Source organism: Phytohabitans kaempferiae, from assembly GCF_042433955.1.
GTDB lineage: Bacteria > Actinomycetota > Actinomycetes > Mycobacteriales > Micromonosporaceae > Phytohabitans > Phytohabitans kaempferiae.
The window spans coordinates 34439-55084 of the sequence record NZ_JBHLUH010000104.1 but is presented as its reverse complement, the minus strand read 5'-3'; the positions used below and the strand labels follow the sequence as shown (position 1 = coordinate 55084).

General features: G+C 72.2%; 18 protein-coding genes. 9 read left to right on the top strand and 9 right to left on the bottom strand.

The window, feature by feature from the left end; genetic code table 11:
- Positions 1 to 146 precede the first annotated feature (146 nt).
- Complete coding sequence (locus ACFFIA_RS42060) at positions 147 to 1127, bottom strand: glycoside hydrolase family 113 protein (RefSeq protein ID WP_377262767.1); 981 nt, start codon at positions 1125 to 1127, stop codon at positions 147 to 149.
- Positions 1128 to 1162: 35 nt separating this feature from the next.
- A complete protein-coding gene (locus ACFFIA_RS42055) occupies positions 1163 to 2170 on the bottom strand; it encodes a glutathione S-transferase family protein (RefSeq protein ID WP_377262764.1) in 1008 nt (335 codons plus the stop codon).
- A 229-nt stretch (positions 2171 to 2399) separates the two neighbouring features.
- On the opposite strand from ACFFIA_RS42055, the gene ACFFIA_RS42050 reads away from it, so the two are divergent.
- A complete protein-coding gene (locus ACFFIA_RS42050; protein WP_377262761.1) occupies positions 2400 to 3821 on the top strand; it encodes a dihydrolipoyl dehydrogenase family protein in 1422 nt (473 codons plus the stop codon).
- A gap of 67 nt (positions 3822 to 3888) precedes the next feature.
- Here ACFFIA_RS42050 and ACFFIA_RS42045 read toward each other — a convergent pair whose 3' ends face one another.
- Complete coding sequence (locus ACFFIA_RS42045) at positions 3889 to 4224, bottom strand: STAS domain-containing protein (protein ID WP_377262758.1); 336 nt, start codon at positions 4222 to 4224, stop codon at positions 3889 to 3891.
- A 116-nt stretch (positions 4225 to 4340) separates the two neighbouring features.
- On the opposite strand from ACFFIA_RS42045, the gene ACFFIA_RS42040 reads away from it, so the two are divergent.
- The gene (locus ACFFIA_RS42040; protein ID WP_377262755.1) at positions 4341 to 4796 is read left to right on the top strand and encodes an ATP-binding protein; all 456 of its coding nucleotides are present in this window, start codon (positions 4341 to 4343) and stop codon (positions 4794 to 4796) included.
- A gap of 35 nt (positions 4797 to 4831) precedes the next feature.
- Here ACFFIA_RS42040 and clpB read toward each other — a convergent pair whose 3' ends face one another.
- Genes clpB through dnaK form a run of 3 tightly spaced genes read right to left on the bottom strand, consistent with a single transcriptional unit; the run spans position 4832 to position 9672 of the window.
- Positions 4832 to 7459: an ATP-dependent chaperone ClpB gene (clpB, locus tag ACFFIA_RS42035; RefSeq protein WP_377262751.1), complete on the bottom strand. Its 2628-nt coding sequence runs from the start codon at positions 7457 to 7459 to the stop codon at positions 4832 to 4834.
- Between the two features lie 60 nt (positions 7460 to 7519).
- Complete coding sequence (locus ACFFIA_RS42030) at positions 7520 to 8071, bottom strand: nucleotide exchange factor GrpE (RefSeq protein WP_377262748.1); 552 nt, start codon at positions 8069 to 8071, stop codon at positions 7520 to 7522.
- Positions 8068 to 9672: a molecular chaperone DnaK gene (gene dnaK / locus ACFFIA_RS42025; protein WP_377262745.1), complete on the bottom strand. Its 1605-nt coding sequence runs from the start codon at positions 9670 to 9672 to the stop codon at positions 8068 to 8070. The genes ACFFIA_RS42030 and dnaK overlap by 4 nt, the downstream gene beginning before the upstream one ends.
- A 209-nt stretch (positions 9673 to 9881) precedes the next feature.
- Between dnaK and ACFFIA_RS42020 the strand changes: the two genes are divergently transcribed.
- The 7 genes from ACFFIA_RS42020 (at position 9882) to ACFFIA_RS41990 (ending at position 18177) form a co-directional block, all read left to right on the top strand.
- The gene (locus ACFFIA_RS42020) at positions 9882 to 10448 is read left to right on the top strand and encodes a hypothetical protein (RefSeq protein ID WP_377262742.1); all 567 of its coding nucleotides are present in this window, start codon (positions 9882 to 9884) and stop codon (positions 10446 to 10448) included.
- Positions 10445 to 10999 carry a hypothetical protein gene (locus tag ACFFIA_RS42015; RefSeq protein ID WP_377262739.1) on the top strand — a complete coding sequence of 185 codons (555 nt, stop codon included), beginning with the start codon at positions 10445 to 10447 and terminating at the stop codon, positions 10997 to 10999. Before ACFFIA_RS42020 ends, ACFFIA_RS42015 begins: the two co-directional genes overlap by 4 nt.
- 103 nt (positions 11000 to 11102) lie before the next feature.
- Positions 11103 to 11576: a hypothetical protein gene (locus ACFFIA_RS42010; protein ID WP_377262736.1), complete on the top strand. Its 474-nt coding sequence runs from the start codon at positions 11103 to 11105 to the stop codon at positions 11574 to 11576.
- A gap of 207 nt (positions 11577 to 11783) precedes the next feature.
- Positions 11784 to 12953 (top strand): zinc-dependent alcohol dehydrogenase, encoded by a 1170-nt coding sequence (locus ACFFIA_RS42005; protein WP_377262733.1) that lies wholly within the window; start codon positions 11784 to 11786, stop codon positions 12951 to 12953.
- A gap of 26 nt (positions 12954 to 12979) precedes the next feature.
- The gene (gene ctaD / locus ACFFIA_RS42000; RefSeq protein WP_377262730.1) at positions 12980 to 14791 is read left to right on the top strand and encodes an aa3-type cytochrome oxidase subunit I; all 1812 of its coding nucleotides are present in this window, start codon (positions 12980 to 12982) and stop codon (positions 14789 to 14791) included.
- 237 nt (positions 14792 to 15028) lie between these two features.
- The gene (locus tag ACFFIA_RS41995) at positions 15029 to 17098 is read left to right on the top strand and encodes a cellulose binding domain-containing protein (RefSeq protein ID WP_377262727.1); all 2070 of its coding nucleotides are present in this window, start codon (positions 15029 to 15031) and stop codon (positions 17096 to 17098) included.
- The gene (locus ACFFIA_RS41990; protein WP_377262724.1) at positions 17095 to 18177 is read left to right on the top strand and encodes a cellulose binding domain-containing protein; all 1083 of its coding nucleotides are present in this window, start codon (positions 17095 to 17097) and stop codon (positions 18175 to 18177) included. Before ACFFIA_RS41995 ends, ACFFIA_RS41990 begins: the two co-directional genes overlap by 4 nt.
- Before the next feature lie 78 nt (positions 18178 to 18255).
- Here ACFFIA_RS41990 and dapA read toward each other — a convergent pair whose 3' ends face one another.
- Genes dapA through ACFFIA_RS41975 form a run of 3 tightly spaced genes read right to left on the bottom strand, consistent with a single transcriptional unit; the run spans position 18256 to position 20593 of the window.
- Entirely contained in the window at positions 18256 to 19179 is a 924-nt protein-coding gene (gene dapA / locus ACFFIA_RS41985; protein WP_377262720.1) for a 4-hydroxy-tetrahydrodipicolinate synthase, read from the bottom strand.
- Positions 19180 to 19887: an RraA family protein gene (locus ACFFIA_RS41980; RefSeq protein WP_377262717.1), complete on the bottom strand. Its 708-nt coding sequence runs from the start codon at positions 19885 to 19887 to the stop codon at positions 19180 to 19182. It lies immediately after the preceding gene.
- Entirely contained in the window at positions 19880 to 20593 is a 714-nt protein-coding gene (locus ACFFIA_RS41975) for a fumarylacetoacetate hydrolase family protein (RefSeq protein ID WP_377262714.1), read from the bottom strand. The genes ACFFIA_RS41980 and ACFFIA_RS41975 overlap by 8 nt, the downstream gene beginning before the upstream one ends.
- Positions 20594 to 20646 lie beyond the last annotated feature (53 nt).

Genomic DNA, 20646 nt, shown 5'->3' with positions numbered 1-20646 from the left:
AGCCTGATCGCCTTCGACCACTGAACCAGCCGATAACTCCCCGCATCACTCGTCTAGTCACCGGCGGCGCGGGCGTGGGGCGCATCCCCGGCGCCTGACCGCGACGACCGCCCGGCCCGTGTCTCCCACGGCGCGGGCCGGCGCGGTCACGGCGCGAGCGGTCGGGAGTATCGCTCGGCGACCGCCGCGAACGCCTCCTTGCGGGCCCACCCCTCGGGCGCCTCGGAAGAGGGCTTCACCAAGGCGAAGCCGGCCATGTCCAGGTCACGCCGCGGATCGGGATCGTGCGGGAAGTCGGGCATGCGGAAGGTGAACACGAAGCAGCCGTGCACGCCCGCCTCGGTGTAGAGGTCGATCAGCTCAGTCAGGTAGCTCGCCTGTACGGACTCGTCGCGCACGTGCCCCGGCCGCACCTGTGGCGGCACGGTGAACCAGTTGACGATGAAGAACGAGCCGGGCCCGCGACGATCCGCCCCGACGTGTGCCCCGCAGCCGAACTCCGTGATCACGACCGGCTTGGCCGAGGTGTGGACGAGCGAGCGCACATGGCGGGCGTAGGCGTCCGGGTCGTCGCCCATGCGGTAGAGGTTGACTCCCACCACGTCCATGGCGGACCAGTCGACCCGCTCCCAGTAGGCCGCGGCGTACGTGACCGGCCCGGCGAACTCGCGGCGGGCCACCGAAAGCAGCTCGGCCAGCAGTGCGTTGACCCGGCGGTCGATCCGCCGCCGGAGCACCGCTCTCAGGCGCAGGATCGCCTTGAGCCGCAGAAACTCGGAGCCCACGGGCACGGCCACGCGTGAGGTGAGCGACAACTCGCTCCCGAGGAGCAGGGTCACGCGATCCGGATGCTGTCGCCGTGCCCGCTCGGCGCCGGCCGCCACCTCCCGGAAGTGCTCCACGAACTGCCGCGGGCGGGCACCGGCGGGGTGCGGCCGCACGTACACGTCCAGCCCGGCTTCGAGGGCGTGCCCGACCGCGTCGAGCAACCGCCGTGTATCCGAGCCGATCACCATGACCGCGGTGCAGCGCAGCTCCTCACGGATGACCCGCAGGTCGTCGCGGACCGACTCCGGTGCGACCGCGTCCACCAGATAGGAGACACCTCTGTCGACAAGATCGCCCATCGCCTCAGCCTATCGGCCGGTCAGCTCCTCCCCCGTCAGGCCAGCGGCGTGTGCTCCGCCGGCACGGTCTCCGCCTCGCTGAGCGGGCCGGGCTCGCAGCCGGCGCCGTACGGGCGACCGCCCAGCTCCTCGCGGCCGTGCGGGGCGAGCCAGCCGGACAGGTCGGGGCCGGCGGGCACGATGCCGGTCGGGTTGATGTCGCGGTGCACCTCGTAGTAGTGGCGCTTGATGTCGACGAAGTCGACGGTGTCCCCGAAGCCGGGCGTCTGGAAGAGGTCTCGCGCGTACGCCCAGAGCACCGGCATCTCGGTCAGCTTCTGGCGGTTGCACTTGAAGTGGCCGTGGTACACCGCGTCGAAGCGCACCAGCGTCGTGAAGAGCCGCACGTCCGCCTCGGTGATCGTGTCGCCGACGAGGTAGCGCCGCCTGGCCAGGCGGTCGGAGAGCCAGTCGAGCCGGGCGAAGAGCCGCCGGTACGCCTCCTCGTACGCCTCCTGGCCGCCGGCGAAGCCACACTGGTACACGCCGTTGTTGACGTCGGCGAAGACCACCTTGTTGACCTGGTCGATCTCGGCACGCGCCGCTTCGGGGTAGAGGTCGGGCGCGCCGGGCCGGTGGTACGCCCGCCACTCGGTCGACAGGTCGAGCGTCATCTGCGCGTAGTCGTTGGTCACCACCTGCCCGGTGCGCACGTCGACGATGGCCGGCACGGTGATGCCCCGGTCGTAGTCGGGGAAGCGGGCGAAGTACGCCTCCTGGAGCCGCTCGATGCCGAGCACCGGGTCACGCCCGCCGGGGTCGAGGTCGAAGGTCCAGCTCCGCGCGTCGTGCGTCGGCCCGGCGACGCCCATCGACAGCACCGGCTCCAGCCCGAGCAGGCGGCGCACGATGACCGCCCGGCCAGCCCAGGGGCAGGCGCGGCTGGCGACGAGGCGGTAGCGCCCCGCCTCCACCGGATAGCCGTCCTCCCCGTCGGCGGTGATCCGGCTGGCGATGTAGCGCTGGTCGCGGGTGAACTCCCCGGCGGTGCTCACGTAGGACATGCCCACCATCCTTTCCCAACCGCGCCGGGAAGCATGCGCGCCGGGCCGGTCGGCGTACCCGGCGCCCGTCGCTTGTGGACATCGGCCCTATCCCTTCCGAGGGCGCGGATGCCGGCGGCCGGCCGCTCGCCGGCATAGTGTGGAGACCGCCGCACAGGCCAGCCGGATACCCCTCGACCGAGAAGACCCACGACCGAGAAGACCCCGCGACCGAGAAGAGATGCCCCCGATGCAAGCGACCGAATACGACCTCATCGTGCTGGGCGCCGGCGCGGTCGGCGAAAACGTGGCCGACCGCGCGGTGCGGGGCGGACTGACCGCCGTGCTGGTCGAGCACGAGCTCGTCGGCGGCGAGTGCTCGTACTGGGCCTGCATGCCGTCCAAGGCCCTGCTTCGCCCCGCCCAGGCGCTGCGCGGCGCCCGGCAGGTCGACGGTGCGAAGGAGGCGGTCACCGGCGACCTCGACGTGGCCGCCGTGCTCGCGCGCCGCGACTCGTTCACGCACAACTGGAACGACGACAGCCAGGTCGAGTGGGCCGAGGGCGCGGGCATCTCGGTCCTGCGCGGCCACGGCCGGCTGACCGGGGAGAAGGAGGTCACCGTCGCGAAGGCGGACGGCGGCGAGGCCGTGCTGCGGGCCCGCCACGCGGTGACCGTCGCCACCGGCTCCGAGCCGCTCATCCCCGACATCGACGGGCTGCGCGAGGCCAGGCCGTGGACCAGCCGCGAGGCGACGAGCGCGAAGGCGGCGCCGGAGAGCCTCGCCATCATCGGCGGCGGCGTGGTCGCGACCGAGATGGCCACCGCGTACGCCGCCCTCGGCACCACCGTAACGCTGATCTCCCGGGGCGGGCTGCTCGCCAGCATGGAGCCGTTCGCCGGCGAGCAGGTCGCCGCCGCGCTCCGCGAGCTGGGCGTGACCGTGCTCCCGCACACCGAGACGACCCGGGTCCGCCGCACCGGCGACTGCGTGACCGTGGAGACCGGCGACGGCCACACCGTCACCGCCCGTGAGGTGCTGGTCGCGACCGGCCGCGTGCCGCGTACCCGGGACATCGGCCTCGAAGCGGTCGGCCTGACGCCGGGCGACTGGCTTGCCACCGACGACACGATGCGGGTCGAGGGCTTCGACTGGCTGTACGCGACCGGCGACGTGAATCACCGCGCGCTCCTCACGCACCAGGGCAAGTACCAGGCGCGGGCGGCCGGCGACGTGATCGCCGCGCGGGCGAAGGGCGCGCCGGTCTCCGACCAGCCGTGGGGCACGCACGCGGCGACCGCCGACCACGAGGCGGTGCCGCAGGTGACGTTCACCGATCCGGAGGTGGCGTCGGTCGGCCTCACGCTCAAGGCGGCCACCGACGCCGGCTACCGGGTCCGCGCGGTCGACTACGAGATCGGAAACGTCGCCGGGGCGAGCGTCCACGCCGACGGCTACAAGGGCACCGCGCGCATGGTCGTCGACGAGGACCGCGAGGTGGTGCTCGGCGTGACCTTCGTCGGCCCGGACGTGAGCGAGCTGCTCCAGGCCGCCACGATCGCGGTCGTCGGACAGGTCCCGCTCGACCGGCTGTGGCACGCGGTGCCGGCCTACCCGACCATCAACGAGGTCTGGCTGCGCCTGCTGGAGACGTACGGCCGGCCGAGCTGACCGCGCCTGCCCGGCACCGGGCGCCGGGCGATGTGCGGTGCCTCGGCGCGGCCGGGCGAGCGGGCACTCAGGCGGCCCGGCGCTCGGGCGCGAGCGTGGTCAGCACGCCGGCCACGTCGAGCACGCGGGCGACAACGCCGCGCGGGTTTTCCAGCCGGAAGCTCAGATCGGCCGCTGCCGCCTGACGGAAGCCGCCGACCAGCGCACCGATCCCCGTCGAGTCGAGGAACGTCACCCGGTCGACGTCGACGACGATGCCCCGGAGCCCTCTGGACGCCGCCATGGCCAACGCCTCGCCCTGCGCCCGCAGGAGCACGTCGACGCTGGACAGGTCGATCTCGCCGACCAGGCCCAGCCGGACCTGGGGGCCGCCGACGCGGATGGTGGTCGTCAAGCGTGTCATGACCAGACCTCCAGCCCCCACCCTTTCACATCCGGCGCCGTACCGGCACCACCGAGGGAATCCGGATCGCACACGCGGCAGGCGTGACATGTCGCGGCTCGGGGTAGTAGCGGGCGATGACCAGCGCTGGCCGGCCCGCCCGGGAGCGGGCGAGGCCTGCGCGGATCGTGGTTCCGGAGGTGGTCGCGGTGGACCACCGGTTCGACGAGGACGGGCTGTACGCGTTGCGCGCCGCCCTGGCCGCGCACGGTGACCACCTGGGCGCCTCGCCGGAGCAGGTCGAGCGGCTGCTGATCGTCGGCGGGGAGCTGGCCACCAACGCGATCCGCCACGGCGGGGGCTGGGGGCGGCTGCTGCTCTGGCGCGACGGGCCGCTGCTCCGCTGCCAGGTCGTCGACCACGGGCCGGGCCTGCCCGACCCCACCGCCGGCACGCGCCGGCCGGAGCCGACCGCGCTCGGCGGGCGCGGGCTGTGGATCGCCCGGCGGCTCTGCCCGGACCTGGTCGTCGACACGGGTCCCAAGGGCACCACGGTGACGGCCGCCTTCCCCATCGACGGCCCGGGCACCTGACGGCGGCGGTACCGGCGGCCCGGTCTCCGGCCGGGTCAGACCGCGGCTCTGGCGGTGGCTCCGGCGGGCGCGAACTCCACCACCGGCAGCCCCTCCCGGGCGTCGACCCGGATCGTCGCGCCGTCCGGCAGGTCGCCGGCGAGCAGCGCCCGGCCGACCCGGGTCTCGATCTCACGGGCGATGTAGCGGCGCAGCGGGCGGGCACCGTACACCGGGTCGAAGCCGTGCTCCGCGATCAGCCGCCGGGCCGGCTCGGTCAGCTCGACGCCGAGGCGCCGCTCCGCCAGCCGCTGGCGCAGCTCGTCGAACTGGAGGTCGACGATCCGTTCGATCTGCGCCAGCGCGAGCCGCTGGAAGAGCACGATGTCGTCGACCCGGTTGAGGAACTCGGGCCGGAAGTGCCCGCGCAGCTCGGCGAGCACGCGGTCCCGGGCGCCCTCGTCGAGCTCGGTGCCGTCGCCGAGCATGTGCACCGCCCCGATGTTCGAGGTCATGATGATCACGGTGTTGCGGAAGTCGACCGTACGCCCCTGCGAGTCGGTGATCCGCCCGTCGTCGAGCACCTGGAGCAGCATGCTGAAGACGTCCGCGTGCGCCTTCTCGATCTCGTCGAAGAGCACGACCGCGTACGGCCTGCGCCGCACCGCCTCGGTGAGCTGGCCGCCCTCCTCGTACCCGGCGTAGCCAGGCGGCGCGCCGACCAGCCGGCTGACCGTCTGCCGCTCCTGGTACTCGCTCATGTCCAGCCGCACCATGTTCTCCTCGGTGTCGAAGAGCGCGGCGGCCAGCGCCCTGGCCAGCTCGGTCTTCCCGACGCCGGTGGGGCCGAGGAAGACGAACGACCCGACCGGGCGGCGCGGGTCCTTGATGCCCGAGCGGGCCCGGATGATCGCGTCGGCGACCAGGCGCACCGCCTCGTCCTGGCCGACCACGCGCTCCTGAAGGATCTGGTCGAGGCGGAGCAGCTTCTCCCGCTCCCCCTCGCGCAGGCGGCGTACGGGGATGCCGGTCCAGGCCGCCACTATCTCCGCGATCTCGTCCTCGGTGACCACTTCGCGCAGCAGCCGCCGGTCCCCCTGCTTGGCGGCGAGCTGATCCTCCTCGGCGCCGAGCCGGCGTTCCAGCTCGGGCAGCCGGCCGTGGCACAGCTCGGCGGCGCGGTTGAGGTCGTGTGCCCGCTCCGCCTCCTCGGCCTCGTGCCGTACCCGCTCGACCTCGCCGCGCAGGCCCTGTATCCGGCGGATCGCCCGCCGCTCGCTCTCCCACTGCGCCCGCTTGGCGTCCGCCTCGGCGCGCAGGTCGGCCAGCTCGCGGCGGAGCTGGTCGAGGCGGGCGCCGCTGGCCGGGTCGGTCTCCTTGGCGAGCGCCGCGTCCTCGATCTCCAGCCGGGTCACGCGGCGGGTCACCTCGTCCAGCTCGGCGGGCATCGAGTCGATCTCGGTACGCAGCCGCGCGCACGCCTCGTCCACGAGGTCGATCGCCTTGTCCGGCAGGAACCGGTCGGCGATGTACCGGTGGCTCAGCGTCGCCGCGGCGACCAGCGCGGCGTCCTGGACCTTCACGCCGTGGAAGACCTCCAGCCGCTCCCGCAGCCCGCGCAGGATCGAGATCGTGTCCGGCACGCTCGGCTCGTCGACGAGCACCGTCTGGAACCGCCGGGCGAGCGCGGCGTCCTTCTCCACGCGCTGCCGGTACTCCTGGAGCGTGGTGGCGCCGATCATGTGCAGCTCGCCGCGGGCCAGCACGGGCTTGAGCAGGTTGCCGGCGTCGATCGCGCCCTCCCCCGCGCCGGCGCCGACCACCGTGTGCAGCTCGTCGACGAAGAGCAGGATCCGCCCGTCGCCGGCGCGTACCTCGCTGAGCACCGCGCGCAGCCGTTCCTCGAACTCGCCGCGGTACCTCGCGCCGGCCACCAGCGCCCCCATGTCGAGGGCGAACACGACCTTGTCGCGCAGCCCTTCGGGTACGTCGCCGTGCACGATCCGCTGCGCCAGCCCTTCCACGACCGCGGTCTTGCCGACGCCGGGGTCACCGACGAGCACCGGGTTGTTCTTGGACTTGCGGGAGAGGATCTGCACCACGCGCCGGATCTCCGCGTCCCGCCCGATGACCGGGTCGAGCCGCCCCGCGCGGGCGTCGGCGACGAGGTCGCGGCCGTACCTCTCGAGCGCGTCGTACGTGCCCTCGGGCGTCGTCGAGGTGACCCGATGGCTCCCCCGGACCGAGGTGAGCGCGGAGAGCAGTCGCTCCCGGGTCGCGCTCTGGTCGCGCAGTATCCGGCCGGCGGCGGTCGCCGAGCCCTCGTCGGCGAGCGCGAGCAGCAGGTGCTCGACCGAGACGTACTCGTCCCGGAGCCGCTTCGCCTCCCGCTCGGCGGCCTCCAGGACCCGGTTGAGCCGCTGGGTGATGAAAGCCTCTCCGGGCTCGGCGGCCGGTCGGCCCGTCCGTGGCCGCCGGCCCAGCTCGGCCACGGAGTCCCGCCGGATGGCCGCGGCGTCCGCGCCGGCTCCTTCCAGCAGCCGGGGTGCGAGGCCGTCCGCCTGGTCGAGCAGGGCGAGCAGCAGGTGCTCACCGTCCACTTCGGTGTGTCCCTGGCGCAGCGCCGCAGTCTGGGCGTCCCGCAGCGCCGCCTGGGACTTCTCGGTCAGCCGGTTGACGTCCACGGTCGTCCGCCCCTCCACAGCGTCGTTCGCGGCTCGTAGTGGTCCGGTGGCATCGAGCCGCTACTCCGGCGGTTCGGTGGACGGCTCGGCGGCGACCACCACGGCCGCGGGCCGGAGCTGCCGGGCCCCGTCGCCGTACCCGGGGCGGAGCACCTCCAGCACGGTTCCGGGCGGTACGTGGTCGTCCCCCCGGGCGACGATCGCCTCGTGCCGCTCCGGGTCGAACGGGACGCCGGTCTCGTCGTGCCGCCGGTACCCGAGTGCGGCGAGCACGTCGATGCCCTGGTCCCGTACGGCGAGCAGCCCCTGGGTGAGGCTCCCGGTGTCGTGGCTGAGGTCCCGCAGCGCGTGGTCCAGCGCCAGCTCCAGGTTGTCCAGCACGGGCAGCCACGCCAGGGCCACGCGGCCCCGCTCGGCCAGCCGTTCCCGCTCGGTCTCGCGGGCGTGCCGCTTGCGCATGTTGTCGAGGTCGGCGAGGGCGCGCCGCCAGCGGTCCTCCAGCTCGGCGACGCTCCGATCGGTCTCCACGACGGACTCCCCGACCGGCGGTGCGTCCACGGTGGATCCGGAGTCGACGGGGACCGCGCGGTTGTCGTTCGGCTGCTCGGTCACGGGCCGCTCAGCTCGGCGTGAAGTGGGCGTCGTGCACGTCCGCCGCGCTCCTCTCGGTACCACTCCGCCTCGGCGATCATCCGTTCCACGTCGGACCGGTCCAGGTTGCCGGTGCCGGTGATCGTGATGGTCTGCCGGACGCCGGTCTCCCCGTCCCGCGTCGAGAGGTTGAGGATGCCGTTGGCGTCGACGTCGAACGTGACCTCGATTTGCGGCTCGCCGCGCGGCGCCGGCCGGATGTCCTCCAGCCGGAAGCGGCCCAGCACGCGGTTGTCCGCCGCGCGTTCCCGCTCGCCCTGGAGCACCACCACGTCGACGGCGCACTGGTTGTCGTCGGCGGTGGAGAAGACCTCGGCGCGCCGCAGCGGGATGGTCGTGTTCCGGTCGACGGTCCGGATCATCACGCCGCCCAGCGTCTCCAGCCCCAGTGACAGCGGGATCACGTCGAGCAGCAGCACGTCCGGGCCCTGGCCGGTGAGCACGGCCGCCTGGACCGCCGCGCCCATCGCGACCACCTCGTCCGGGTTCACCGTCATGTTCGGCTCCTTGCCGGTCAGCCGCCGGACCAGGTCCCGCACCGCGGGCATCCGGGTCGAGCCGCCGACCAGGAGCACCTCGTCCAGGTCGCGGTCGGTGATCCTGGCGTCCGACATCGCCTGCCGCACCGGGCTCTGGCACCGCTCGACGAGGTCCGCGGTGATCTGCTCGAACGTCGAGCGGGTCACCGTCGCGTTCAGGTGCTTGGGCCCGCCGGCGCCGGCGGCGACGAACGGCAGGCTCACCTGCGTCTGGTCGACCGCGCTCAGCTCGACCTTGGCCTTCTCCGCCGCCTCGAAGAGCCGTTGCAGCGCCTGCGGGTCGTCACGCGGGTCGATGCCCTCCTCACGCAGGAACTCCCCGGCCAGGTGGTCGACCAGCCGGCGGTCGAAGTCGTCGCCGCCCAGGTGCGTGTCGCCGGCGGTGGCCCGTACCTCCACGACGCCCTCGCCGACGTCCAGGATGCTCACGTCGAACGTGCCGCCGCCGAGGTCGAAGACGAGCACCGTCTCGTGCTGGCGCTTGTCCAGGCCGTACGCCAGCGCGGCCGCGGTCGGCTCGTTGATGATCCGCAGCACCTCCAGGCCGGCGATCCGGCCCGCGTCCCTCGTCGCGGTGCGCTGCGCGTCGTTGAAGTACGCCGGCACGGTGATGACCGCCTGGTCGACCCTCTCGCCCAGGAACCTGCCCGCGTCGTCGGCCAGCTTGCGCAGGATCATCGCGCTGATCTCCTCGGGCGGATGGAGCCGGCCCCGCACACGGAGGCGGGCCGCGCCGTCCGTACCGGGCGCCACGTCGAAGGTGACCGCCCGCGCCTCCTGGCTCACCTCCGCCGAGCGGCGCCCGACGAAGCGCTTCGCCGAGTAGACCGTCCCCTGGGGATTCAGGATCGCCTGGCGCCGGGCCGACTGCCCGACCAGCCGCTCGCCCTCCTCGGTGAACCCGACCGCCGAGGGAGTGGTGCGCGAGCCCTCGGCGTTCGGTACCACCTGCGCCTGGCCGCCGTCCAGCGTGGCGATCACGGAGTTGGTCGTGCCGAGGTCGATCCCCACTGCCTTGGCCATGGTCGGGCGTCCTTCGATCTCAAGGCGGCCCGGGCGGCCGGCGTTCGATCAGATGTCACGACCTTCGGCGAGGTACGGGTGAGGCCGGATCGTCCGGCGGAGGTGATTGGGGCGCGGGAAACCGGTCCGGTGGAGCGTGAATGCCCGGCGATCCGCCGGGTACCCGGTTCCGAGACCCGAAGGAGGCGACCCGAAGGAGGCGAGACGTCTTGACTGACACGTTGGAGCGCGTGGTCGGCGACTGGCCACCGGAGGCGCGCGAGGCCGCGGCCCGGACCGCCGAGCGGTACGGGCCGCCGGACGAGGCGATGCCCAGCCGCCTGGTGTGGAACCGCGCCCTGCCCTGGAAGCGCGTGGTGGTCAACCGAGACCCCGTCGAGCACCGCTTCCCCCAGCCGCACAACGACCGCATCGAGGGCTGGATCGACCTCTCGGTGCCGGCGGAGGCCACCGCCGACCTGGCCGCCTTCAACGGCAGCATCCGGGTCGAGCGCACTCGCGGCGAGGTCGCGATCGGCTGCGACGTGGAGCCGATCAACTTCCTCGCCCTCAACCTCGCCCACGACCTGATCCGGGGGCGGGTCGGCGTGGAGGAGGCGCGCCGCGAGTACACCGAGATGGTCGCCGGTCACATGATGGGCATCGCCCAGCCGTACACGAGCGGGTTCGCGTTCGAGCTGGCTGACGCCGGCGCGGGTACGGCGGACGCGGACCGGCCGGTCGCGCGGCACAAGGCACCGACGGTGGCCCGCGGCCCGGCGAGGAGGCACGCGTGAAGCCGGAGCTGACCGAGGGCTGGCCGACGGCCGCGACAGCCGCGGCGCGGGCCGCGGACCAGAAGTACGGACCCCCGGACGAGGCGAGCGAGAACACGCTCATCTGGCACGACCGGACGCCGTGGAAGCGGGTCGTGGTTTCCCGCGCGATGGTGCCGCACCGCTTCCCCCACTCGCACGTCGACGTGGTGGAGCACGTCGTGGCGCACAGGGTTCCGCTGGAGCGGATCGGGGCGCTGGCCGCGTTCAGTGGCAGCGTGGTGTACGACCGCACGCGCGGCGAGCTGTCGTCGCACTGCGAGGACGAGGAGGGAAACATCCTCGCGCTCAACCTGGCCCACGACGTGGTGACGCGCGGGCTGGACGTGGAGGCCGCCCGGCGCCGCGGCCACACCGCGATCGAGAGCCGCGACAGCGCGGACCGTGACCCGTACCTGGACGCGCTGGTCTTCGAGCCCGGTGGCGGCGGTGACCCGGACGAGACGACCATCGACCACGAGTTGCAGGACCGGCTCCGCCAGGCGATGGGCGGCGCCGTTCACGTCACCTGACCCGCGGAGGGTCAGGTGGGCACGCGCGGCTCCGCACAAATCCCCGTGCCCGACGTTTGCTCACCGCGAAGGGGGTATCACGCAGGGTCGGGGGTGAATCGGGATGAGCCTGCTCAGAGGCGCCTTCATGGGCGCCGTCGGCGCGGCGAGCGCGGCCGTGGTCGGCAGCGTGCTGGCGGCCCGAAGCCGGGAACGGCGGGTCGAGGACGAGGTGCGCTGGCACGTACTGACCGTCTACAAGCCACTGGACGAGATGCGCGCGGCGCAGTTGCCCCAGCCGCTGGTCGAGCTGGGCGACGCCGTGGAGATCCGGTTGCGGCCGGCGGCGGGCAAGCGGGGCACCGAGATCGCCGTACGGCTCCGCGAGGGCGAACCGTCCGGCCTCTCGTCGATGGCCGCCACGCTCAGCGACCAGGACCCACGGCACGCGGTCCGCCGGGCGCTGCGCGAGGCCCGCAGCATCATCGAGACCGGCGAGGTGCTCAAGCCGGACCCGCGGCCCTCCAGCCGGCGCACGGTTCTCAACCGCCCGATCGAGTACGCCACCAGCCACGGCCGCGAAGAGGGGCGGCTGTGAGCGAGCGAGCTGGCGCGGCGGCGTCTGGACTGAGCGGTCCCGCCGACGAAGTCGGGGTCCGGGGTCCCCGCGTAAACGTGGAGCGCAGCGGAGCGTTTTCGTGGGGTGGTCTTTCGGGGCCGCGAGGGAAGACGTCGCCTTCAGCGCCGCGCGAGCGAGCGAACCAGGAGGCCCAGTGAGCGAGCGAGCGAACCGGGAGGCGCTGGCGTGCGGGCGCTGACCTGGGAGGGCGTCAACCAGGTCGCGGCGCGCGAGGTGCCCGACCCGCGGATCGAAAACCGGCAGGACATGATCGTCAAGGTGCGGCGGAGCGTCACTTGCGGCTCCGACCTGCACCTGCTCGGCGGATACATCCCGTTCATGCGGGCCGGCGACGTGCTCGGCCACGAGTTCATGGGCGAGGTCGTGGAGACCGGCATGGACGTGCGCAACCACACCATCGGCGACCGCGTCGTGGTCTCGTCGTTCATCGCCTGCGGCCGATGCTGGTACTGCGCCAACGACCTCTACTCGTCCTGCGACAACGGCAACACCAACCCGGCGATCACCGAGACGCTGTGGGGGCAGGCGCCGGGCGGCTGCTACGGGTACTCGCACGCGTTGGGCGGCTTCAAGGGCAGCCACGCCGAGTACATCCGCGTGCCGTTCGCCGACGTCGGCGCGTTCCGCGTGCCGGATGGGGTGAGCGACGAGCGCGCGCTCTTCGCCTCCGACGCGGCGCCGACCGGCTGGATGGGCGCGGACCTCGGCGGGGTCAAGCCCGGCGACGTGGTCGCGGTGTGGGGCGCCGGCGCGGTGGGCCAGCTGGCCGCGCGGGCGTCGATGCTGCTCGGCGCGGAACGCGTGATCGTGATCGACCGCTTCGACTACCGGCTGCGGATGACCGAGCGGTACATCGGCGCGGAGACCATCAACTACACGCGCACCGGCGTCGAGGCGGAGCTGCGCGAACGCACCGGCGGGCGGGGCCCCGACGTGTGCATCGAGGCGGTCGGCATGGAGGGGCACAGCACCGGCCCCGAATACCTGTACGACCAGGTGAAGCAGCAACTGCGCCTCCAGCAGGACCGGCCGCCGGCGGTACGCGAGGCGGTCCTCGCCTGCCGCAAGGGCGGCACCGTCTTCGTGCTCGGCGTCTTCGCCGGCATGGTCGACAAGTTTCCGCTCGGCGCGCTGATGAACAAGGGGCTCACGCTGCGCGGCGCGCAGGTGCACGGCCCGCGCTACATACCCATGCTCCTGGAACGCATGGAACGCGACGAGCTGGTGACCGAGCACCTCGCCACTCACGCGATGTCCCTGGACGACGGGGCCGACGGCTACCGGCTGTTCAAGGAGAAGCAGGACGACTGCGTCCGTTCGGTGTTCATGCCCTAGGCGATTTGCGCGCGCGGAGGTCTCGGATGGCAGTTGGCATAGAGCCGGGTACGGTCCCCCGTTATCCGGGACCGGTGCACCGGCCGGTGCGGGGCAGCGCGCTGGCGCGGCTGCTCCGCACCACGGACGCCAAGCAGATCGGCCTGCTGTACCTCACCACGTCGTTCGGCTTCTTCCTGGCCGCCGGCATCATGGCGATGCTGATGCGCGGTGAGCTGGCCCGGCCGGGGCTCCAGTTTCTCTCGCCGGAGCAGTACAACCAGCTCTTCACCATGCACGGCACCATCATGATGCTGCTCTTCGCGACGCCGCTGGTGTTCGCGTTCGGCAACTACCTGGTGCCGCTCCAGGTCGGCGCGCCGGACGTGGCGTTCCCCCGGCTCAACGCCCTGGCCTACTGGCTGTACCTCTTCGGCGGCCTTGTCGTGTTGGGCGGCTTCATCACGCCGGGCGGGTCGGCCGACTTCGGCTGGACCGCGTACACGCCGCTCAGCCACGCCCAGAACAGCCCGGGCATCGGCGGTGACATGTGGGTCGTGGGCCTGGTCGTCTCCGGCCTGGGCACGATCCTCGGCGCGGTCAACATGATCACGACGATCATCACGCTGCGGGCGCCCGGGATGACCATGTTCCGGATGCCGATCTTCACCTGGAACATGCTGGTCACCAGCCTGATGGTGGTCGCGGTCTTCCCGCTCCTCGCGGCGACCCTGCTGGTCCTGCTCGCCGACCGCAAGCTCGGGACCCACGTATACGACGCCGAGCACGGCGGGCCGCTCATCTACCAGCACCTCTTCTGGTTCTTCGGCCATCCGGAGGTCTACATCGTCGCGCTGCCGTTCTTCGGCATCGTCACCGAGGTCATCCCGGTCTTCTCCCGCAAGCCGCTCTTCGGCTACAAGGGCATGGTCGCCGCGACGGTCGTCATCTTCGTGTACTCGATGATCGTGTGGGCGCACCACATGTTCGCCACCGGTTTCGTGCTGCTGCCCTTCTTCTCCGCGGCCACGTTCATCATCGCCGTACCGACCGGCGTCAAGTTCTTCAACTGGATCGGCACCATGTGGCGGGGGCAGGTGACGTTCGAGACGCCGATGATATTCGCCATCGGCTTCCTGGTCACCTTCCTCCTCGGCGGGCTCTCCGGCGTGCTGCTGGCCAGCCCGCCCCTCGACTTCCAGACGACCGACAGCTACTTCGTCGTGGCCCACTTCCACTACGTCCTCTTTGGAACGATCGTCTTCGCGGCCTTCGCCGGCGTCTATTTCTGGTTTCCCAAGATGACCGGCCGCATGCTCGACGAGCGCCTGGGCAAAGTGCATTTCTGGACCATGTTCGTCGGCTTCCACATCACCTTCCTGGTGCAGCACTGGCTGGGCAACGAGGGCATGCCCCGCCGCTACGCCGACTACCACCAGAGCGACGGTTTCACGCCGCTCAACACCGTCTCCACGATCGGCTCCTTCGTGCTCGGCGCCTCCACGCTGTTCTTCATGTACAACGTCTGGAAGTCACTGCGGTACGGCGAGACGGTCGAGGTCGACGACCCCTGGGGCCACGGCAACTCGCTGGAGTGGGCCACCTCGTCACCGCCCCCGCTGCGCAACTTCGACAAGATGCCGCGCATCCGCTCCGAGCGCCCCGCCTTCGACCTGAAGTTCCCCCACCTGGCCGCCGGCGAGCAGTCCATCGTCGGCCCACCGGAAGGCGGCGCCGCGCCGCTCACGAGCGAGTCCCGCGGCGGCGCGACGTACCAGGAGGACACCGCGACCGAGTTGGACCACGAGGGCCACCACTACCACCTCCACGATCGCCACCGCCGCCACACCGAGGAGTGACACGTCCAAAACGTCACCGCCGCGCGGCGCGGGCTGCGGCCGCGGTCAGAGGCAGATCCAGCAGTACAGCCGAGCAGCGTAGCGGAACAGCCGGAAAGCACGCTTGCCAAGCGACATCGCTCGATCGATACTGCTATCGGTTCAGAGCCGGACATGGTCGTGGGCAGGGCAACCCTCGACCTCATTTCGCGACGCGTCATCCCTGCCGATGCGCCATGTCCCCGGAGCGTCTGACCGATGAGACCACACACCATCCGCCGCACGGCGTCCGCCGCGGCACTCCTTCTCGCCGGCGGCGTGCTCGCCGGCATCAGCCAGCCCGCCGCGCACGCGGCCACCACGCCGACCGCCGTCACCGTCAACGCGCGGGCCGGCCTCGCCACGATGCCCGCGACCGGACTGGGCATCAACGACGCGATCTGGGACCAGGAGCTCGGCACCAACGCCGTGGCCGACCTGCTCAAGTCGGCGGGCGTGACGATGCGTCGCTACCCCGGTGGCTCCTACGCGGACATCTACCACTGGGCCGACCACACCGCGCCCGGCGGCTACGTCGCGCCGAACACCGACTTCGACTCCTTCATGGCAGGCGTGCGCCGCACCGGCGCCACCCCGATGATCATCGCGAACTACGGCACCGGCACCGCCGCCGAGGCCGCCGGCTGGGTCCGCCACGCCAACATCACCAAGGGGTACGGCGTCAAGTACTGGACCGTCGGCAACGAAAACTACGGCAACGGCCACTACGGCTCGGCGTGGGAGGCCGACAACCGCCCCGACAAGAGCCCTCGGCAGTACGCGTCCGAGGTCGTCGCGTACGCCGACGCGATGAAGGCGGTCGACCCGAGCATCAAGGTGGGCGCGGTGCTCACCATCCCCGCCGGCTGGCCGGACGCGATCGTGGCCGAGGGCGACGCGGGCAGCTGGAACCAGGTGGTGCTCTCCATCGCCGGCTCGAAGATCGACTTCGTCGACCTGCACTGGTACCCCGGCGGGAACAGCGCCGCCGACGCGATGAGCAAGACCGAGCACCTCACCGACGCGCTCTACATCGTGCGCCAGCAGATCGCCCGGTACGCCGGAGCCGGCTCGGAGCGGATCGGCATCAGCCTCACCGAGACCAACGTCGGCGTCGGCCAGAACACGCAGCCGGGCGCGCTCTTCCTCGCCGACACGTACGCCTCGCTGCTCGCCAACGGCGTCTTCACGGTGCAGTGGTGGAACGTGCACAACGGCATCGGCAACGTGTCCACAGTGGCTGGTCAGACCGACTACGGCGACTTCGGCATCCTCTCCAGCGGCAACTGCACGGCCGACGGCGCGACCTGCCAGCCGGCGCTCAACACGCCGTTCGCGCCGTACCACGGGCTTGCCATGATGCACGCCTTCGCCCGCCCCGGCGACCAGTTCATCCGCGCCGCCACCGGCAACCCGCTGGTCACCGCCCACGCCGTCCGCAAGGCCGACGGGGACGTCAACGTCCTGCTGCTCAACAAGGACCCGGACAACGCGCACGACGTCACCATCGGCTACTCCGGCTTCGCACCGGCGGCGGGCGCGGTGACCGTCCACACGTACACCAACGGCGCCTCGGCCGTCAGCACCGCCCAGGCTGGCTCGGCGACCAGCCAGACCCTGCCGCCGTACTCGCTGACGGTCGTGCGGGCGCGCAACTCCCGGCCCGTGGCCGGACTGCCGGTCGCGCCCGGTCAGCCCACCGCGAGCGGCGTCACCGACCGCTCGGCGACGATCAGCTGGCCGGCCGCCACCGCCGGCGCGCACCCCATCGCCAAGTACGAGGTGCACCGCCAGCACGGCGCGGTCACCGAGCAGCTCGGCGAGACGCCCGGCACCTCGTTCACCGTGCACAACCTGCGCCCCGGCAGCCGGTACACGGTAAACGTGGTGGCCCGCGACACCGCCGGCAACGTCTCCTGGGCCTCGCCGCCGCTCTCCTTCACCACCGGCACGCCGGCGCAGAGCACCTGCACCGTCCGGTTCGGATACACCACCGACTGGTCGAGCGGCTACGTGGCCACAGTGGACATCACCAACACCGGTACGCGGGCGCTCACCGGCTGGACGCTCACGTACGAGTGGCCGACCGCCTGGCAGCAGATGAACGGCGGCTGGAACGCCAACTGGACGGAGACCGGCCGCACCGTGAAAATCACCAACCTGGAGAGCAACGCGACGCTCGCGGCCGCCGGCGGCACCGTCAACGTCGGCTTCGTCGGCGGATACAGCGGGCCCAACGTGACACCAACGGTGTTCACCCTCAACGGAACGGTGTGTACGACGCTATGAAGCGGAGCCTGATCTCCCTGCTCGTCGCGATGCTCGCCCTGGCCGCCGCGCTCGCGGTGGCCAGGACGCCCGTGGCCTCGGCCGCGGCGCCGGTCCGCATCATGCCGCTCGGCGACTCCATCACCGCCGGGCCGGGCTGTTGGCGCGCCCTGCTCTGGGACCGCCTCCAGCGCACCGGGTACACCGACATCGACTTCGTCGGCACGCAGACCGGCGGCGGCTGCTCGGTCGCGCACGACGGCGACCACGAGGGGCACGGCGGCTTCTCGGCCACCGGCATCGCCGACAACAACCAGCTACCGCCATGGCTGGCCGCCACCAACCCGAACGTCGTGCTCATGCACCTGGGCACGAACGACATGTGGGGCGGCCACATCCCCACCGACAACAAGATCGCGGCGCTCACCAAGCTGGTCGGCCAGATGCGGGCCAACAACCCGGCCATGAAGATCATCGTGGCGCAGATCATCCCGATGGGCGCCAACGCCTGCGCCACCTGCCCGGCCGACGTGATCGCGTTCAACAACCGGATACCGACCTGGGCGGCCGGCCTCACCACCGCCCAGTCACCGATCACGGTGGTGGACCAGTGGACGGGCTTCAACACCGCCACCGACACCGGCGACGGCGTCCACCCCAACGACGCCGGCTTCCAGAAGATGGCCGACCGCTGGTACCCGGCGGTGGCGCGCGTCCTCGGCGGCACCACACCGACGTCGTCGCCGACCACGGCGGCCCCGCCCACCACACCACCGGTCACGACCCCGCCACCAGCGGGCACCTGCACCGCGACCTACCGCGTGGTGAGCCAGTGGACCGGCGGCTTCCAGGGCGAGGTCACGGTCCGGAACGGCGGCACCACGGCCCGGTCGGCGTGGACCGCCACGTTCAGCTTCGGCGGCGGCCAGCAGATCACCCAGGCGTGGAACGCGACCGTCACCCAGACCGGCGCGGCGGTCACCGCGCGAAACCTGAGCTGGAACGGCAACCTGGCCGCCGGCGGGAGCGCGACCTTCGGGTTCCTCGCCAGTTGGACCGGCGGCAACCCGGCACCGGCGGTCACCTGCGCGGTCTCCTGACCGCGGGCCCGGCCGGCCGCCCCCGCACTGTGGCCGGCCGGGCCGTCACCCGCCCCGCGTTCCGGGCGGGGCGAGCCCCTACCGCGCCGGCGAGACGAACGGGGCGCCCGCCTTCAGCAGCGACCCGATCCGCTCGAGCGAGGCGGCCGTCGGCGTGACCAGCGGCGGCCGTACGTGTGCCGAGGCGATCAGTCCCATCTGGTGCAGGACCCACTTGCTCGGCCCCGGGTTGGTCTCCACGAAGAGCAGGTCGACCAGGGGATGGAGTCCGTAGTGGATGCGCTGGGCCTCGGCGTGGTCGCCGGCGAGCCAGGCGCGGTACAGGTCCGCGTGCGCGGCCGGCGCGAGGTTGGCGGTCGCGGAGATGAAGCCGGCGCCGCCGATCGCCAGCAGCGGCAGGCACAGCAGCTCGATGCCCGACCACACCAGCACGTCCGGCCCGCAGAGCTGGATCACCCGGGACGCGTGCTGGAAGTCGTGCGTCGTCTCCTTGATTCCCACGAAGTTGTCGATCTCGGTGTAGAGCCGCCGCACGGTCTCCGGCGCGATGTCGACCGCCGTGCGGGTCGGCACGTTGTACGCGACGATCGGCAGGTCCGGAAACTCCCGGGCGACCGTGCGGTACCACTCGTAGAGCGCCTCCTGCGTGGGGCGTACGTAGTAGGGCGTGATGACCAGCACCGCGTCCGCCCCCGCCTCGGCGGCCACGGCGGTCAGCTCCAGCGTCTCGTCCAGCTTCGCCGAGCCCGTACCCGGCATGAAGTAGGCGCGGTCGGCGACCGCCTGCCCGACGGCGCGGATGGCGGCGGCGCGCTCGGCGATCGACTGGGAGCTCGGCTCGCCGGTGGAGCCACCGATGGACACGCCGTGCGAGCCGTGGTCGAGTTGGTACCGCACCAGCCGGTCCAGGCTCGCCAGGTCCAGCTCGCCGCCGTCGGTAAACGGCGTGACGAGCGCCGCGACCGAGCCGCGCAACTCACCGGGACTGCTTCTCCACCGCATCTACAGTTCCTCCAAATCGGACAGTTCACGGCGCCAGGCGTCGTACCGCTCGCGCCAGGCCGGGTTCATCGGGTAAAGCCCGTCGATCTGCTCGCCCCGGGTGACCATCTCGCTGATGAACCGCTCCTCCAGCTCCTGCGCCAGCGCGGCGCGGGCCACCTCCTCGGCCAGGTGCGGCGGGATGACGAGTACGCCGTCGTCGTCACCGACGATCAGGTCGCCGGGCTGTACGGCCGCGCCGCCGCAGGCGATCGTCTCGTCGACGGCCCACGGCACGTGCCGGCGCCCGATCAGGGCGGGATGCGGCGCGGCGGAGAAGGTGGGGATGCCCACGGCGGCGACGGCGGTCGCGTCGCGTACGCAGCCGTCGGTGACGATGCCGGCCGCGCCGAGGTACGCCGCGCGGGCGGCCAGCACGTCGCCGAGCGTGCCGGCCCGCCGCTCGCCGCGCGCGTCGATGACGAGCACGTCGCCGGGGCGGAGCGAGTCGAAGGCCCGCTTCTGCGCGTTGTAGCCGCCGCCGTGCCGCTCGAAGAGGTCCGGCCGGTACGGGACCAGCCGCAGCGTACGGGCGACGCCGACCAGGCGCGCCCCGGGCACGTTGGTGGTGACGCCCTCGATGCTGGTGTCGCGGTAGCCGCGCCTGTGCAGTTGGGCGCTGAGGGTCGCGGTGGCGACCCGGCCGAGCAGCTCGGTGACCTCAGCCATCGGTCCCCCAGGCGAGCCGGGCCACCTCTGGGTCGGTCGCCGGCTGGGCCCCGATGCGGTATCCGCGGGCGCCCTCGGCGATCCGTGTGGTGAGCCGCCCGCTGGTCAGCGAGCCGGCGTCGACCTCCACCTCGACGAGGTCACCGGGCACCGCGACCGAGGCTCCCGCCGGCGTACCGGTCAGGATGATGTCGTCCGGCTCCAGCGTGAGCGTCTGGGAGAGGTCGGCGACCAGGTAGCCGAAGTCGAAGAGCAGGTCGGCGGTGGTCGCCTCCTGCGCGAGTGACCCGTTGAGCCAGGTGCGCAAACGCAGCCCGGCCGGGTCGACCTGGCGCGCGTCGATCAGCTCGGGCCCGATCGGCAGGAAGCCGTCGGCGCCCTTTGAGCGGACGTTGGAGCCGCCGTCGGCCGCCCGCATGTCGTACACGCCGAAGTCGTTGGCGGCGGTCACCGCGGCCACGTGCGACCAGCCGTCGGCGGGCTTGACGCCGGCCGCGCGCGTGCCGATGACGAGCGCGATCTCCCCCTCGAAGCCGAGCAGCGAGGTGCCCGCGGGCCGCGCCAGCACGCCGGGCGGGGCGAGCGCGCTCGGCGGCTTGAGGAAGTACGACGGGAAGTCCGGCACCTTGCCGCGCTGGGCGGCCCGCGACCGGTAGTTCAGATGGACGGCAACGATCTTCGATGGTCGCCGGACCGCTAGCTCCATTCGGACACCGCCCCTGATCGTATGTGAAACACCGGTCCAAGGACGTAAGTCAG